Origin of the sequence: Methylobacterium sp. WL6 (assembly GCF_008040095.1) — a bacterium.
Lineage (GTDB): Bacteria > Pseudomonadota > Alphaproteobacteria > Rhizobiales > Beijerinckiaceae > Methylobacterium.
This window is the reverse complement of record NZ_VRVH01000035.1, coordinates 1-15450: the sequence shown is the minus strand read 5'-3', so window position 1 is coordinate 15450 and position 15450 is coordinate 1. Positions and strand designations below refer to the sequence as shown.

Here is a 15450-nt window from a genome sequence, read left to right as displayed (position 1 = left end):
AGCTAGCCCCCCCGCCCGGCCATGGCCGACAAGGCTCCGTCGATGATGCTGCGGCTCTCGGCGGGCAGCATCAGGCCTACGCCATGCCGCGTCTCGATGGTCACGCCCTGAGCTTTGAGCTTCGGACGCGCCTTCGAGAGGAAGACCGTGATCACGTCCTTGGAGCGATCGTCGCCCAGCTCGAAGAACATCGCGCGGATGACCGCCCAGCGGACGCAGCCCTGGCCGCCGTAAACGATGGCCAAGAGGTCTGCCTCGCGCCGCGTCAGGCCCCAGGCCAGAGGGAACACGACCGCTGGCTTCATCAGGTCGCGAAGCTGCCGGTTCTCCTCCTCCAGCGTCTCAATGCGCCGACGCATGTCGTGAAAGGCCGGGTGCCGCCACGCCTCGGGGATGCGTGCTTCAATCGACATTGAGCGCCTCCCCAGCGGCGGACTTTGTCCGACGGATCTTGCGGCCGAGCGCGGCCGAGACCTTGTCGAGATCGGCCGGGGTAAGGCGAGGATCGTCGATGGCGCCGAGCCGGCGCGGTGCGCCGTACAGCACCGACGAGGCATAGTTCTGCAGGCCGTCGCAGTCCTCGGCTCGGCCCATGGCCTCGATTACGCCGAGCGCTATCCCGCGCTGCCACTGCGCCCGCACGATCGCGAGCTTCATCGCGAGAAGGTCCGTCGCCCGATCCTTCGTGATCTCGGGCCAGGCGACGCCCTCACGGACGAGCCAAGCCTTCAGCGCCTCGACGGCGGCAGAGGCGTCCCTAGCGTCGCGCAGGAAGCGGGTGTGCTCGATGCCGGTCTGGCGCTCCAGGAACGCGTGCATCGCGCTGTCGCGGCTGTTGCGGACCGCGCCGAGGTTCCACAGCGCGATCCACATGGCCTGGAGCTTCGGGGCGTAGCGGCCCGTCGCCGCCGGCAGCGCCGGGCGGTCGGCACCGGGGATGTCGCGCAGGCGGGACAGCAGGCGGGCCGCCTCGTCGTGGCTGAGATCCTTCGACGAGACCACGCCGAAGCTGCCGAGCATCGCGCGATAGGAGCCGTCGTCGAGGCGGGTGCGGGTCTTGATCGCGTGAATGGCCCGGATCTGCCCCGGAGCGATGCGAGCGGGGGTCATTTCGCCCCCCGCAGCAGGTTCGCGGCGACAAACCCGATCGCGCATCCCGCTGACAGGAGCAGGTAGGCAGCGCCAATCATCTGCAGGGTGCTCATGACGGCCACCGAAGGTGACTGTCCAGGGCTTCAGAAACCACCTCTCCAACCCGCCGCCGCCGGGCTTTGCAATGCGCGGCCAGGCGGGCTGCAAGGTGGGCCGGGATCGTGATGGATACCGGTGACGCGTCACGAACTTCAGCAGCTGAGACTGGTCGGACGCCCGGCAGGGCGAGGCTTCGCGAGAGCTTGGGCTCATTCACCAGCCACCCGCGTTCGATCACGCACGCGACCAGGCGGTGAACACCGGAGCGGTTCGCGATCCCCATGTGCGCACCGATCTCGGCGAGGCTGGGCGATGGCCGGCCGGCTTCGAGTTCGGCGCTCACGAAGTCGAGCAGCTCGCGCTGCTTACGCGTGAGGCCCAGACGGTTCGTCATGACGCCCCCCGCTCGTCGTTGGCGGGGCGGAGCACCGGCCGGAGGCCCGCCAGCATGTCGTCGCTGCGCCGAGCGGTCGCCCGGCCGAAGGCGATAGCCCGGAGAAAGCCGGCGACGATCGCCGCGGCGGCCGAGATCCCGGTGATGAGCAGTGAGCCGGTGGCGGCCGCGTAGACGGCAGCGGCCACGGCGAGCGCGGCGGCAGACCATTCGAGGGCGACGAAGGCGAGGACGGTGATCATGACGACGCGACCTCGCCGATCTGCGAGGCGAGCGGCTCGACAACGAACTCTTCGCCGCCTCGTGGCACCGTCACACCGGGGATCGTCTCAGCGATCTCCCGCGCGGCGAGCATCGCCTCCTTGTTTGGCTCGACCTTCTCTCGGAGGAACCCTTCCAAGGCTATGATCTCAGCGACCAGGGGAGGCACTTGCTTTACGCGTCGCTGCTTCCTCGCTTCCGCGATTTTCACCTGCAAAGTTGTGATGCGCTGTTTGATGGCGATCACCACGTCTTCGTTCTTGAGGCCCCGGTGCTTCACCGAGTATTTGCCATCCCGCCACAGGATCGAGCCTGTCGGCAGCCGCACCGTTTTCGTTTTGCCGCCATTGGTCAGACGGTCGCGGTTTGCCGTGGCCCATACGTTGAGCGCGTCCACGATTACGCCCTGGACTTCCTGGAAGACCTTCACGGCGGTCCCGCGCTTCTCCTCCAGAGCCGCGACCACAGCGTCGTGCGTCGCCTTGGCCTCGGTGTCCTCACGCTGGAGCACGCCGAGCCTCGCGATCAGCTGCTCAGCGTCAGCGTCGTTCTGCGGAACCGGCAGGTTCGTGCCGGCAGCCTTCGTCTTAGCTTTCGCCATGGGTCGGCTCCTGTGCAGTGAGTTCGGGAAGGGGCAGGTGCCCGGTGGTCAGCAGCAGCGCCTGGAGATCCTCCCAGGCGGCGTGATCGCGGTTGCGCAGGGTGAAGATCGCGGCCGCCTTGGCGATGGCGTCGAACTGGCCGACGAGGACGGCCATCGAGGCGATCGCCGAGGTCGACGCGCCGGTGATTGCCCGGCGGGCATCGCGGGCGGTTTCGAGCCGGCTGCGGAGCGCTGCAGCCACTTCGAGTGTCTCCGGGATCGTCAGGAGGGGGAGCAGCTCGGCCATTCAAGCCCCCTTCAAGCGAGAGTGCGGGCAGCCCGAGCGGCAGGCGCGGTAGCACTCCGCGCGGGCCGAGCTGGTTGGGGAGAAGGGCATCGCCTGCTGGGTCAGGCATTCGTCGCGGCGGATGTCGCCCCAGGCTGGGCAGGAGACCGTTTCGCCGAGCAGAGCGCCCCGGATACGGGCGTAGATGCCATCGAGGTCGTGGTTTTCCGTGTGGCCGGCGAGCAGGTGGCTGACGGTCGCCGGCGACATGCCGATCGTCTTGGCTGCGTCCTTTGCCGAGCGGGCGTCGGCGCACTCCGCAAGCGCACGGATCTCGGGCGTGATGGCGTCGCCCCAGGCGAGTTCAGCCTTCAGGGTGAAGGTGACCTTGGGCGCACTCATGCTGCGTCCTCCGCCGTCCCGAGCGCGGCACCCATGGGCACCTCGCGGTTGCGGTCGAACACGAACCGGGTCCGGAGGATGGCCGGTGCCTTGGGGCCGGTGTTAAGGCCGGGCGCCAGGCGGAAGATGCCGGGCGTCTTCAGCCGCACGCTTGGCCGGACCGTGATGAGGTAGCCGGCCTCGCGCAGGGCATGGACGTAGTCCTTTGCCGCCCGCTCGCAGACCGTGACTTCGTCCGTGCTCGCCTCGATCGCCAGCTCGCGGATCGTGAACTGGGGCAGTCCGCGGATGGTGGTCCAGATCTGTTCCTGGATGCGCCCACGCTGATCGCGGAAGTCGTCGCGCCGGACCACCGGAGCCAAGCCGTTAAGGTTAACGACCCGGTAGCTGACGGCACCGTTGGCGCCGGTGGTTACGGCCTCGATCGCCGCGGTATCGCGGCAATGGTGGACGTAGCCCTTGATGGTTTGGCGGCTCCGGCTGTTCGTGAGCTGCCAGATGTCGGTGACGGTGAAGCCGCCTGCGCTCCGGGTCAGCTCGACCATCATCCGCCAGTAGTGCTCGGGGCCGCGCGGGAGCGCGACGTCGACCCGGATGCGATCCATCAGGAAGCCCTCCGGCGCATGGGGATGATCGAGCTGGTGGACGAACGGGCAACGGGGAGTTCGCCGGTGATCATCGGCGGCTCGTATTCCGCGACCGTCACGTCCCGTCGGCCGGCGTTGCGCGCCCACTCGGAGAATTGCTTCAGGTTTCGGATGATGCGGGCAGCGTTGCCCTGGGTTTCGGCCCGAAGGCGCTCCAGCAGCGCGTCTTCGATGTTCAGCGACGGGTAGAAGGCCGCAGCGAGCTTGCGCGTGTCGGACAGATCGCAGGGCTGGGCCGCGACCCGTGTCTCCGAACGGCGTGCCACGCGCTCGGTGCGAGAGAGCTTCGCCGGGAGAACTTCCTCGCCGACGAGCACCACCGGGGCCTTCGAGGCATCGTAGATCGAGCGGATCAGCTCGATCATGCCCTTGTCGACGAGCTTGTCCGCCTCGTCGATGATCAGCGGCCGGTCCATCTCCTGGCCCAGGAGCTGGATCACGTGGTCTTCCATCGCGGCCATGGGGCCGGTCGGATTGTTCACGCCCATCTCGATCAGGATCGAGCGCAGGAGATACTTGCGGGTCCAGGTGTCCCGGACCTCGACGTAGACGGCCCGATACTTGGTGCGAGCGTAGCGGCAGGCGCGGGACTTCCCCCAGCCCGACATGCCGTAGAACACACCCATGCGATCCTCATGGATCGACATGCTCTGAAGCTCCGCCACCAGACCCGAGAGCAGGGCGACGTTCTTGAGGGCGGCGAAGTTGTGGACCTTGTTTTCGGTGCCTGATGCGGTCATTGATGCCTCTGTCTGAACTTGATGGCCCCGGTTGACCCGGGGCCTTTTTTTTCGTGCGAAGGTCAGCCGAGGGCTTCTTCGCCGAAATCTTCGACAAAGCCGGCCATGGCCTTGTATTCGTGGCCCTCGGCGTAGCTGCCGAGCCAGAAGGCTTCTTGCGCCGCCACCTCGGCGCCGGCTTTCAGCCGCCGCTGGATGTCGAGGGCGCGACGGAAGCGTTCGAGCTTCGGGTCCACCGGCCGTAGCTCGGTGACCTTCGGACGGGGCAGGGCGGCCGGAGCCACGATCTCAGCCTCGATCTGCGCCAGCATCGCCGCGCTATCGGCGCCGAACCGCGCCGGCCTCGGATTGGTGCGCCGGGCGGCATGGCCCGCGGCCTCGATCTCCGGTGTGGTGTGGACGGCAGACGGACGTGGGAACGCGACCACCTTGCTCGACGCGGCCGCGGCCCGGCCGAGGATCGTGTCGGCGAAGTCGCGCGGCCTGATCGCTTTCGCCTCGCGGCGGATGGCGGCGGTCCGACTGTCGATCAGCGCCTTGCGCGCATCCTTGGCCAGCGCAACGGCTTCAACCGGATCGACGCCCAGGATCTCGGGGCAGATCGCCTCGACAAGGTACTCTCCGCCATCGAGCGCGAAGAGGTAGGCGCGCCCGAGATCGCTCGGGTCCATGCGGACGAACACCTGCGTATCCGGCATGACTTGGGGGGCGAGGTAGAACGACCGCTCGATGCGGATGCCCTGCTTGCCCACGGTGCGGATGCCGTCCTTGCCGGCGACCGGCGCGAGGAGGAGATCGAGCGCGCGGACATCCTCGATCCGCTGGATTGCACCGGTGAAGGCGGCGGCCGCACCGAAGGGCGTGCGGATCGCGAGGTCGGCGCGCTCGCGCAGGCCGGCGTGCTTGCGGTGCTGGTAGCGGTTCTCCGCCCAGGCGTCGCAATACTCCTGAAGATCGTGCCCGCTCAGCTCGACGCAGAACGCCTTGGCGTCGTCGTGGTCGTTGATCCGAGCCGAGAACGCGCGGCGGGCCTCAATCACCTTCCGGTCGGCAACGCTATGGCCGACGAAGCCGGGCAGGATCGGCCCCAGGTCGCGCTGGAAGGTGCCGATCGCGCGCTCGACGTGGCCCTTGTCCTCCGGCGTGAAGGCCGGAGACAGCTCGTGCGCGATCCCGAGGCTGGCCAGCAGGCGCTGGGAGGCCTTCGCGGTGAAGTCCGAGCCGTTGTCGGTCTTGATCCGCTCCGGCACGCCCCAGGCGAGGATCGCCCGGCGCAGCAACAGGCCGACAGCCTCGGCGCGAGGCGTCTTCGAGACGTAGACGACGACGCGACGGGACCAGATATCGAGGGCGAGGTAGACCGAATGCCGCCCGTCGACGCACAGGGCGTCCATGGGCGAGGCATCGATCTGCCAGACCTCGTTGAGCCGGGAGACGTAGCCGGCCGCGTTGTTGCCGGCGAGCTTGTAGCGGCTCTTGTAGGCGTCCGGATTGGTGATCGCGGCGAGCGCGACCTTCTCCGTCGTCTTCCAGCGGCGCAGCGCATCCTGGACGGTGCGGATCGGCGGCATCGGCACCGTCTTCACCACGCCGCCGGCCTTGATCACGGTCAGGCTCTCGCCAAAGCGGGCGCAGAGCATTTCTCGGACGTGGTCCGCCGACAGGTGCGGCTGGCGAGCGATCAGCGCGAGACCGTAGACCCTCACCTGTCCGTCCTCGGCCGTATCGAGAACGCCGAGCCCGCGCCGGGAGGCACCACGATCGACGCCGAGGGCGGCGGTCCGCCCATCCCTGGCTGCCGCCCGCCAGCGCTGGAGGGTGCGCAGGGTGAGCTTCGGCACCGCTGTGTGGACCCATGCCGGGAGAGAGAGGCGCCCGGCGGTGAAATCGGCCACCGCGAGCAAGTCGGCGTTCAGACGAGGCAGCTTGGCGCTGGCGAAGATGCGGTCGGCCGCGGCCAAGATCGCAAGCCGGGCATCGCGCGCCTCGGCTGCATCATCACGAAGATGCGCAGCGGCCGGCTCGGCCTCAGCGGCTTCGGCAACGGCCTCCGGCACCGCGTCCGGCATCAACCGTTCGACATAGGCGCGGCGCGCGTCCGGCGGCAGAAGATCGAGATGGTATTCGACGCCGCCGCCGGGACCACGGTGCGGCCTGCTCAGCCCAGGCCGACCCGCCCATCCCGAGACCGCAGCGAAGACGTTGACGTTCCGCTTCGTGGCCGGAAGGCCCGGCAAAGCGAGATCGCCGATTTCCTGGGCAGTGAACCACAGCTTCATGCGCCGCCCTTCCGGGTGGCTTCAATCGCGTCTTCAAGCTCCGCCTGACGCGGGTCGCGGAGGGCCTCGAGGGCGGTCTGCGTGCGCTCACGGGGCTTGCGCTCGGTCGCGACGAGACCGGCATGCTGGAGGAAGCGCTTGCGGGTCTTGGCGTCGAGCCGCTCCCAGTTCGAGACCATGCGCCGGAACAGATCCTCCTGCGGATCGCCCTCACCGGCGGGTGCGTCGCCGGCGGCGAGGCGGGCCTGGGCAACGCTGTCGGCCTTACCGTCCTTCAGCAAGCGCGCCAGGCACACCTGACGTTCGGCCGGCTCGGCGGCGATGCGCTGGAGTTCGGAAGCGTTGCGGGCGGCGTCCGTACCGCGAAGCAGAACGATGACTTCGGGGGAGAGAGCTTCGACGAGGGCGATGGAAGAACGGATGGAACGCTCTGAAAGGCCGCAACGCTCTGCGGCAGCCTTCGTGAAGCGCTTCGGATCAAGTGGCAAACCTTGCCACTTGATTTCATCCTTTCCTTTCTTCGACTTACGATCGCCACCATGTGCAGTCGCAGGGTGAAGCTCCTCGTAGACAGCCTTGTGCTCAGCGAGGAAGACAGCGCGGTCGAGCGCGTTCAGTTCATGCCGGAACAAGTTCTCCTCGATCTCGACGAGGCGTCCCTGGAGGCGGGTGATCGGACGGATCTCGGAGAGGATCGTGCGACGGCCGAGTAGGCGATAGGCCGCTTTGCGGTGGCCGCCAGCGACGAGCGCGTACGAGTGCTCGAAGCGGTCGTCGTCAGCCCGCGGTCGCACCACGATCGGCGGCGGCTCGCCGCCCGCCTCGAAGTCGGCAGCCAGGGCGGACGCCCAGGCCGGATCGATGTCGCGGAGGCGATCGCCATCGTAGATGTCGTCGAGGGGAAGCTCGACGATCCTCGGCGCAGCTTCGGCCGAGTGGGCGAGCTGATAGCGTTCGACGAGGGTCTGCATCAGGCAGCCCGCCCGCGCGTAGCGCCCTGGAGCGGCTTGAGGGTGCCGCCTGGGCCGTACCAGTGCGGCCACAACTCCTCGACCGGCACCTGGAGGAAGTCGGCGATGATGCGCTGGCCACCGGGCCAGCGCTTGTAGAACACCGTGCGCAGGACGCCCGGCCGGAAGCCGTTGTCACGGTTCAGCGAGGAGACGGTGGCGCCCTTCTTCCGAATAGCTGCCAGAATGTCCTGTTGGTGCCAGCCCTCCTCGACAGGAGTGCGGCTATCCGCGTCCGACATGAACCGTTAACCTCGCTTTGAGGACTTGCTTTCTAGAACGTGCAGATTTCTGCACTCTCAGTCAAGCAGCAAACGGCACTGGCGGGCAGTTTATGGTTAGCGAAGTGGCGGATGAGGCCGATGCCTCCGAGATCCGCGACATAGCCGAGAGGCTGAAGCTCGCTGTGCGAGCAGCAGGCGGAAACGCTTATGTTGCAGAAGCTTCTGGCGTACCGCTACGCACACTCAACAGCTACATGGCCGCGGCCGCCGACCCGAAGCTGACGAAGCTCCATAGGATTGCCGTCGCCTGCGGCACATCGATAGATGCACTCCTAGGCAGAAAACTGCCCGCAGAGACCCCTGGCAACAGCGTTGTCGGCGACAAAATCGGCATGCGATTGAACGATGACGAGCTGACTGCGCCAGAAGATTTCGTGCTGATCCCGCATCTTGAGGTCCGCGCCTCAGCGGGGCCAGGCCTAGCTACGGTCGCTACCGGCGCTGAAGCCCCGCGCAACATCGCCTTCCGTCAAAATTGGCTGCGATCCCTCGGTATCACGCCGGTCAACGCGGAGTTCATCGAAGCACACGGCGACAGCATGTTCCCGACGATCCAAGACGGCGATCTCATGTTGCTCGACCGCGGCTACGGCGAAGTGGTCAACGGCAAGATCTACGTGCTCGTCGTGAACGGCCTCGTCGTCGTGAAACGTGTTTCACTGCTCGCCTTCGGCGGCCTGATGCTGATCTCAGACAATGACCGGTATCCTGCCGAAACGGTTGCGCGTGACGAGGTGAACAATCTGAATTTTCAGGCGCGAGTAGCATGGTTTGGTAGACCTATCTAAAAATGTCTATATTAAAGTGAAAGTACTAATATGGCTAGGAAATCACGTAAATTTCTTCTTGAAGTGAATGGAAAAATTCGATCTGCATTTTCTATATACGAACAAAGCAAAGGTGATCTGATACTGAACGTGAAATCACATTATACCGATCATACCAAACCTCAGGCTGATAAAAATGGCGTGCGTATAATCGATAATAGATACTCTATTCACGTAAGCATGGAAAGCAAAGACAATAATCTTATTAAACAAACGCGGACACTCTCAGATGGGTCGCAAATAAATACGCATTTAATAACGTCATGTATAAAAACGCCGTCAAATTTTTGTCCTATTTTTAGTCGCATGATGCCCGATATATCTGACGAGCACTTTGCTCCAACTAAAAAACGAGGTGAAAGGATTGTTTTGGATAGTTATAAATCAGCCGAACTGACGCCTATTTTTGCTATATTTGCATGTTCATTGAAGCGACGTTTCGTATTACCTCAAACTAAAAACGTATGGGTGGCGCAGTTCGACTTTGAAATTTGCTCAATAGTAATACTTTGGCTATTTCTCGATTGTCCTTCGCCTGCAATTGGGTGCTTACGACCTATTGCAACCCTCGATCCCGATACTATAGGCGGCCATATAGAAAACAGTCCTTCCATTACAAATCAGCGAGGCGGTAATGAAGACTGTTGTCTAAGGTATTTTTATTTTCAATGCGCGCAATATTATAATTACCTTGTTAACGGGACGCAACTCAGTGTTAATCCATATTTTATGATTATGCAGAATTAAAGGGCCTATTTGATTAAACATAATTATAGCCTCTTTATATCGTAGCTTCTTGCCGGCATCTTATGAATTCAAGATGTTTCATCCAGGCCGAACGTCAGCGCACCGGTTGTCCACAGCCTATTAAAATTCCGCTTGTTCACACTTTGTTCTCATTGCAACATCCTTCCTACACAAGGGTGTGGCCAATGTCGAAAACTAAACAGAGCTTCAGAGTGCAGACGTTCCGGGAAAAGGGCAAAGGGGTCGAGCCGGAGGAGACGCGGACAGCCCGGAATGAAGGGCACGCTTTGACGCTTGCGGAACGACTAGCGGAGAGCCGGATCGGCGTCGTCGCATTGCGCCAGGACGGCGATCCTGACATCGGCGATATGGAAGAGCCTGTCGTGCTGGCGATCCATGGAAGGGTGCCCCCGATTTTCTCTGATCTGCCGTTCTAAGACGGCACCGGTAAGTGCGCGGTCCGTTTCATCCAAAGATGCAAAGGATCAGCGACCAAAAACCGGTGGCGCAGGTTGATGCGGCGACAGTTCAGCTGGTGGATCAGGCTCGGGCTTTGACCAAGGTGGAACGGGATGCCCGAGCCGGTATAGATCCCGCACCAGGTCCCTCATCACACCGCGCAATTCGTCGATAGACGTCGCGTTCTCAACCTTTGCGATCAGCGCGTGGCCTCTGCCGAGGCGCTCGGCGTCATCCGGTGAGATGCCTGCGTCTCGATACTCAGCGGCAAGGGCCAGGCTCGTCGCCAGGAAATTCAGACCACCCGGTTCCATGCTCATATGCCTTCGAAGTGGTTGAGCTAGCATCCCACTTAGCATCCCACTTCGATTTAGGGCCACAGGTTCTAAGGCCCCTGATCCGTTGCGCTTTTCTCATTTTCGGCCGACCTCAGACTGGTTGCGCCAATCATCCCACTTCGAAGCTCCACCCGGAGCAGGCCTTAGGGGAAAGGCTCCAGAAATGTCGAGCGGGCTCCGAAACTGTGCCATTTGATCTTGCGCCAGAAATCCGGCCTTTCGAGTTCGCAAATCCCCCATAAGTGTCGATACTGAAAGGGCTTTGACCACCGAACCCCGGCGAAAACCGCCTAATCCCGCCTATGCCATTCGGTTCTGCGGGTCACAATTCGAGGACAACCAAAATTCTGCAATTCAATTCATCGAGGATTTACTTACGTAGACGGTAACTACGTACTCCGGATCGAGGGTTAATTTTACCCTACTTTCGGATAGTGCTTGCTTGTACAGCAACCCGACGGCCTCTTGAGCGTCGAGATGTGCGCGCCCTTCGCGTCATCCCTTTCGTTCCGCGTATCAGAGGAAGCCGTCATGACCGCGCCGGTCGCCCGAAACACCCTGCTCTTCGCCGCCCTCGCCGGTGCCGTCCTCGTCGCATCGCCCGCTTCGGCCGGCGGCTGCTACGGCTCCGAATGCTACCGCCACGTCTCGACCCCGCCGGTGTTCGATACCGTGCAGGAAAACGTGCTGGTGCGGCCGCCCCGCACGATCTACCGCACCACGCCGCCGGTCTACGACACCGTGTCGGAGCGGGTGATGGTCTCGCCCGGCGGCCGGACCTGGCAGACCCGGCGCGGGCCCTACGGCGAGCTGATCGGCTGCTGGGTCACCACCCCGCCGCAGTTCACGGTGCAGCACCGCCGCGTGCTGGTGCAGCCGGCCCAGTCGATCCCTGAGACGATCCCGCCGGAATACGCCAGCGTCAGCCGCCGCGTCCTCGTCGCGCCGGCCCGCTCGGGCTGGGTGCCGGTCGGCGGCGGCTATGGCGGCGGATACGGTGGCGGCTACCAGGGCGTCGGCTACGGCGGGCCGCGGTTCGGCTCGATCCCGGACGCGCTCGGCATCGCCGGCGCGAGCTCGGCCGATATCGGCGTCGGCCTCGGCTTCTCCTCGGGCAGCCTCTACGACGGCTACTAAGAGCCCCGTCCACATCGCCCCGCCGGAGCCCGACCCTCCGGCGGGTTGATTTCGCGCCGCTCCCGCCACAGGTCCCCCGAACGCATCGGGAGGCGAGCATGGCGCGGTTCAAGGCTTGGGTGATCGAGAAGGGCGAGGCCGGTCAGAGCCTGTATTTCACCGATTTCGACGAGGCCGACCTGATGGACGGCGACGTCACCGTCCGCGTCACCCATTCGTGCCTGAACTACAAGGACGGGCTGGCGATGACCGGCGCGTCGCCGGTGGTGCGCCGTTTCCCGATGATCCCCGGCATCGACTTCTCGGGCGTCGTCGAGGCCTCCGACCACCCCGACTACAAGCCCGGCGACGCGGTGGTTCTCACCGGCTGGGGCGTCGGTGAGACGCATCTGGGCGCCTATGCCGAGAAGGCGCGGGTGAAGGGCGATTGGCTGGTGCCGCTGCCCGCCGGCCTGTCGCCCGAGCAGGCGATGGCGATCGGCACCGCCGGCTACACCGCGATGCTCTGCCTGATGGCGCTCGACGCCCACGGCCTGACCCCGAAGGACGGTCCCGCCCTGGTCACCGGCGCCTCGGGCGGCGTCGGCTCGGTCGCGGTCGCGCTGCTGGCGCGAGCCGGCTGGCACGTGATGGCCTCGACCGGGCGCGCCGGGGAAGCGGAGTATCTCAAGTCCCTCGGCGCCGCCGAGATCGTCGACCGCGACGAGCTCGGCAAGCCCGGCAAGCCGCTCGGCAAGGAGCGCTGGGCCGTGGCCGTCGACGCCGTCGGCTCGACGACGCTCGCCAACGTGCTCGCCCAGACAAAGGCCGACGGAGCGGTCGCCGCCTGCGGCCTGGCGCAGGGCATGGACCTGCCGACCTCGGTCGCCCCCTTCATCCTGCGCGGCGTGTCGCTGCTGGGCATCAACAGCGTGACCACGCCGCAGGCGAAGCGGCGCGCCGCCTGGGCGCGGCTGGCCGACGAGCTCGACCTGCAGAAGCTTGCGGCGATGACGAACCGCGTCGGCCTCGCCGAGGTCGGCGGGCTTGGAGCCGACATCCTCTCGGGCAAGATCCGCGGCCGGACGGTGGTCGAGATCGGCTGACGCGCGACGCCGAACGCCGATCGCCCCGGCGATGAGTCGGCTTCGGGACGGAACCGCGGCGCAAGCCGGGGCATTCTCGACCCATGAGCAGTGCATTCGTTCGCGAGAAGGAGGGCGGGGAAGCCTTCGAGGACCTCCCCGACCGCCCGATCTCCCCCCACACCAACTTCGTCACCCCGGCGGGGCTCGCGCAGATCGAGCAGGAGGTCGCGCGCCTCCAGGCCGAGCAGGCCCAGCTGACGCCCGATGACAAGGCCGACACCGCCCGCGTCACGCGCGACCTGCGCTACTGGACCACGCGGCTCGGCACGGCCCAGCTCGTCGAGACGGTCGAGGGCGACACCGTGCATTTCGGCTCGACGGTGACCGTGCTGCGCGAGGACGACACCCGGCAGACCTTCCACATCGTCGGCGAGGACGAGGCCGATCCGGCCAAGGGCTCGATCGCCTACGTCGCCCCGCTCGCCAAGGCGATCACCGGCAAGAGCGTCGGCGACGTCGTCGAGGTGAACGGGCAGGAAGTCGAGATCACCGAGATCAAGGCCGGCTGATCGTCGGTTTGTCCCGCCCGGCTAAGCCGTTCCGTCGTTCGCCGTACGGCCCTCGATGACCGGGCGCAGCGCGACGACCGCATCGCCGACGAAATCCATGAAGGCCCGGACCCGCACCGAATGGCGCAGGTCCGGGTGCGTCAGCATCCACAGGCCGTCGGCGAAGTGGGGATCGGGTGGCCGCAGCCGGCGCAAACCCGGCCGCCGATCGGCGCTGAGGCAGGGCAGCAGGCCGATGCCGATGCCGGCCTCCACAGCCTCGCACAGGCCGGCGACCGTGTTCAGCTGCATCACGATGCGGTCCGGGTCGCCGTGCTCGGCGACAAAGCGCAGGAACCTGCCGTCGCCGACCTGCTCCGACGGCGCCACCCAATCCGCACGCCGCGGGTCGCGATCCGTATCGTCGGCGCGGCCGTAGAGGGCCCAACCGACGGTCGAGAGGCGGCGCCCGAACAGGTTCTGCGGCGGGTCGTTGCTGGCGCGGACCGCCACGTCGGCATCGCGGCGCGAGAGGTTCAGCGCGTCGTCGGACACCACCACGTCGAGGCGGATCCCCGGGCACCGGGTGCGAAAATCGGCGAGGATCGGCATCAGCAGGTCGGTGACCAGGCCCGACGGCGCGGTGATGCGGAGAAGGCCGGTCGGTTCCGAGGCGCGCCCGGCGACGTCGCGGGCGAAACGCGCGGCGGTCTCCTCCATCGCACCGGCCGCCTCGACCATCGCCATCCCGGCCTGCGTCGCCGCGTAGCCCGCACGCGAGCGCTCGAACAGGCGTGCGCCGACGGACGCCTCGATCGCCGCGAGGCGCCGAAACGCGGTCGAGTGGTTGATGCCGAGGCGTGCGGCGGCCGCGGTCAATCCGCCATGGTCGGCGATGGCCTTCACCAGCCGAAAGTCGTCCCAGGGCGTCGCCATCCATCGACCTTGCATTCACGCAAGATCGTTCTTGCAGATCGGGGCATTTGCGCAAAGCCCGGCGGGTACGATCTTCGGGCGAGCGCGAGGCGGCCGCCGATCCCGGCATCGCCGCCCGGCCATGCGAACGGAAGCCGACGATGACGAAGATCCTGGTGCTGTACTATTCGTCCTGGGGCCACGTGGAGCAGCTCGCCCACGCCGCCGCCGAGGGCGCGCGCGAGACCGGCGCCGAGGTGCACGTGAAGCGCGTGCCCGAGCTGGTGCCGGAGGAGGTCGCCAAGCAATCGCATTACAAGCTCGACCAGCCGGCCCCGATCGCGAAGCCCGAGGAGCTGGCCGACTACGACGCGATCATCTTCGGCACGCCGACCCGCTACGGCAACATGGCCGCGCAGATGAAGCAGTTCATCGACCAGACCGGCGGCCTCTGGGCGACGGGCGCCCTCGTCGGCAAGGTCGGCTCGGTGTTCACCTCCACCGGCTCGCAGCATGGCGGGCAGGAGACCACGATCACCAGCTTCCACACCGTGCTGCTGCACCACGGCATGGTGATCGTCGGGCTTCCCTACTCGTTCAAGGGGATGAGCGACGTGCAGACGGTGTCGGGCGGCACGCCCTACGGCGCCAGTACCATCGCCGGCGGCGACGGCTCGCGCCAGCCGATCGCGATCGAGCTCGAGGGGGCGAAGTTCCAGGGCCGGCACGTGGCCGGGATCGCCGCCAAGCTGGCGGGCTGACGCCGTCGAGGGCCGGGGCGCTTCGCTTCCTCGGCCCGCTGCTGCCAGAAAAGCGCAAGAAAAAAGGCTCGGATTGCTCCGAGCCTGGAAGGAAAAAGGCCATTGGGGGCTGAACTGGCCTTCGTGATAGGGAAACAGCCCTCGCGACCCCCGGTTCCACGCCGGACGAAAGATTTTTTCAGCGCGGGGCGGCGGCCCGTCCGAGCCGGTCCAGGATCGCCTCGCCGAGGCCGTCGGCGGGGATCCGGCATACCGCGATCGTCGCGGCTCCCGACGCGTCGAGGTCGCGCAAGGCGGCGAACAGGCGGGACGCCGCCTCCGTGAGGTCGCCGCGCGGAGAGAGGTTCGAGACCGCGCGCGCGCGCTCGATCCCCACCGGGCGCGACGCACCGAACAGCAGCACCGCCTCCTCGGGCTCGACCACCTCGGCGTCGAGCCGCAACGTAGCCCGCGGCGCGTAGTGCGAGGCCAGGAGGCCGGGGCCGATCGGCCGGGCCGCATCGTCCTGCGCCGGTGCGGCCAACGCCGTCCCGAGCACGGCCGCGATCGCCGCGCGGGTGATCGACGCCGACGC

The 15450-nt window shown here is 65.9% G+C and carries 21 protein-coding genes; 6 read left to right on the top strand and 15 right to left on the bottom strand.

Annotation, left to right across the window (positions count from 1 at the left end; all coding sequences use genetic code 11):
* Positions 1 to 2: 2 nt before the first annotated feature.
* The 12 genes from FV230_RS07740 to FV230_RS07690 form a co-directional block, all read right to left on the bottom strand.
* Positions 3 to 413, bottom strand: a complete 411-nt coding sequence (locus FV230_RS07740; protein ID WP_147841929.1) for a hypothetical protein — start codon at positions 411 to 413, stop codon at positions 3 to 5.
* Positions 403 to 1110 carry a regulatory protein GemA gene (locus FV230_RS07735; protein WP_187275428.1) on the bottom strand — a complete coding sequence of 236 codons (708 nt, stop codon included), beginning with the start codon at positions 1108 to 1110 and terminating at the stop codon, positions 403 to 405. Before FV230_RS07735 ends, FV230_RS07740 begins: the two co-directional genes overlap by 11 nt.
* A 91-nt stretch (positions 1111 to 1201) precedes the next feature.
* Complete coding sequence (locus FV230_RS29460) at positions 1202 to 1585, bottom strand: hypothetical protein (protein WP_187275427.1); 384 nt, start codon at positions 1583 to 1585, stop codon at positions 1202 to 1204.
* Positions 1582 to 1827, bottom strand: a complete 246-nt coding sequence (locus FV230_RS29455; RefSeq protein ID WP_187275426.1) for a hypothetical protein — start codon at positions 1825 to 1827, stop codon at positions 1582 to 1584. The genes FV230_RS29460 and FV230_RS29455 overlap by 4 nt, the downstream gene beginning before the upstream one ends.
* Entirely contained in the window at positions 1824 to 2447 is a 624-nt protein-coding gene (locus FV230_RS07725) for a host-nuclease inhibitor Gam family protein (RefSeq protein WP_147841926.1), read from the bottom strand. Before FV230_RS07725 ends, FV230_RS29455 begins: the two co-directional genes overlap by 4 nt.
* Positions 2434 to 2736 carry a hypothetical protein gene (locus FV230_RS07720; RefSeq protein WP_147841925.1) on the bottom strand — a complete coding sequence of 101 codons (303 nt, stop codon included), beginning with the start codon at positions 2734 to 2736 and terminating at the stop codon, positions 2434 to 2436. Before FV230_RS07720 ends, FV230_RS07725 begins: the two co-directional genes overlap by 14 nt.
* The gene (locus FV230_RS07715; protein ID WP_147841924.1) at positions 2737 to 3117 is read right to left on the bottom strand and encodes a transcriptional regulator; all 381 of its coding nucleotides are present in this window, start codon (positions 3115 to 3117) and stop codon (positions 2737 to 2739) included. It lies immediately after the preceding gene.
* Positions 3114 to 3722 (bottom strand): hypothetical protein, encoded by a 609-nt coding sequence (locus FV230_RS07710; RefSeq protein WP_147841923.1) that lies wholly within the window; start codon positions 3720 to 3722, stop codon positions 3114 to 3116. Before FV230_RS07710 ends, FV230_RS07715 begins: the two co-directional genes overlap by 4 nt.
* Positions 3722 to 4504, bottom strand: coding sequence for an ATP-binding protein (locus FV230_RS07705; protein WP_147841922.1), 783 nt, complete (start codon positions 4502 to 4504; stop codon positions 3722 to 3724). The genes FV230_RS07710 and FV230_RS07705 overlap by 1 nt, the downstream gene beginning before the upstream one ends.
* Before the next feature lie 62 nt (positions 4505 to 4566).
* Positions 4567 to 6783, bottom strand: coding sequence for a DDE-type integrase/transposase/recombinase (locus tag FV230_RS07700; protein ID WP_147841921.1), 2217 nt, complete (start codon positions 6781 to 6783; stop codon positions 4567 to 4569).
* Positions 6780 to 7754, bottom strand: a complete 975-nt coding sequence (locus FV230_RS07695) for a ParB N-terminal domain-containing protein (protein ID WP_147841920.1) — start codon at positions 7752 to 7754, stop codon at positions 6780 to 6782. The genes FV230_RS07700 and FV230_RS07695 overlap by 4 nt, the downstream gene beginning before the upstream one ends.
* A complete protein-coding gene (locus tag FV230_RS07690) occupies positions 7754 to 8035 on the bottom strand; it encodes a helix-turn-helix domain-containing protein (RefSeq protein ID WP_147841919.1) in 282 nt (93 codons plus the stop codon). Before FV230_RS07690 ends, FV230_RS07695 begins: the two co-directional genes overlap by 1 nt.
* Before the next feature lie 92 nt (positions 8036 to 8127).
* On the opposite strand from FV230_RS07690, the gene FV230_RS07685 reads away from it, so the two are divergent.
* Entirely contained in the window at positions 8128 to 8865 is a 738-nt protein-coding gene (locus tag FV230_RS07685) for a LexA family transcriptional regulator (RefSeq protein WP_147841918.1), read from the top strand.
* Positions 8866 to 9863: 998 nt separating this feature from the next.
* Positions 9864 to 10088 carry a hypothetical protein gene (locus FV230_RS07680; RefSeq protein WP_147841917.1) on the top strand — a complete coding sequence of 75 codons (225 nt, stop codon included), beginning with the start codon at positions 9864 to 9866 and terminating at the stop codon, positions 10086 to 10088.
* Positions 10089 to 10136: 48 nt separating this feature from the next.
* Here the strand turns inward: FV230_RS07680 and FV230_RS07675 are convergent, their stop codons facing one another.
* Positions 10137 to 10430, bottom strand: a complete 294-nt coding sequence (locus FV230_RS07675; protein ID WP_147841916.1) for a hypothetical protein — start codon at positions 10428 to 10430, stop codon at positions 10137 to 10139.
* Positions 10431 to 10979: 549 nt separating this feature from the next.
* Here FV230_RS07675 and FV230_RS07670 point away from each other — a divergent pair.
* The 3 genes from FV230_RS07670 (at position 10980) to greA (ending at position 13221) form a co-directional block, all read left to right on the top strand.
* Positions 10980 to 11585: a hypothetical protein gene (locus tag FV230_RS07670; RefSeq protein WP_147728531.1), complete on the top strand. Its 606-nt coding sequence runs from the start codon at positions 10980 to 10982 to the stop codon at positions 11583 to 11585.
* Positions 11586 to 11683: 98 nt separating this feature from the next.
* A complete protein-coding gene (locus FV230_RS07665) occupies positions 11684 to 12670 on the top strand; it encodes an MDR family oxidoreductase (protein ID WP_147841915.1) in 987 nt (328 codons plus the stop codon).
* 83 nt (positions 12671 to 12753) lie between these two features.
* Complete coding sequence (gene greA, locus FV230_RS07660; RefSeq protein WP_147841914.1) at positions 12754 to 13221, top strand: transcription elongation factor GreA; 468 nt, start codon at positions 12754 to 12756, stop codon at positions 13219 to 13221.
* Positions 13222 to 13242: 21 nt separating this feature from the next.
* On the opposite strand, the gene FV230_RS07655 is transcribed toward greA, so the two are convergent.
* Positions 13243 to 14136 (bottom strand): LysR family transcriptional regulator, encoded by an 894-nt coding sequence (locus FV230_RS07655; protein ID WP_147841913.1) that lies wholly within the window; start codon positions 14134 to 14136, stop codon positions 13243 to 13245.
* A 140-nt stretch (positions 14137 to 14276) separates the two neighbouring features.
* Here FV230_RS07655 and wrbA point away from each other — a divergent pair, with 140 nt between their 5' ends.
* Complete coding sequence (wrbA, locus tag FV230_RS07650) at positions 14277 to 14876, top strand: NAD(P)H:quinone oxidoreductase (RefSeq protein WP_147728527.1); 600 nt, start codon at positions 14277 to 14279, stop codon at positions 14874 to 14876.
* Positions 14877 to 15054: 178 nt separating this feature from the next.
* Here the strand turns inward: wrbA and FV230_RS07645 are convergent.
* Positions 15055 to 15450 (bottom strand): Sua5 family C-terminal domain-containing protein (locus tag FV230_RS07645; protein WP_281408262.1); only part of this gene is annotated, 396 nt, incomplete at its 5' end.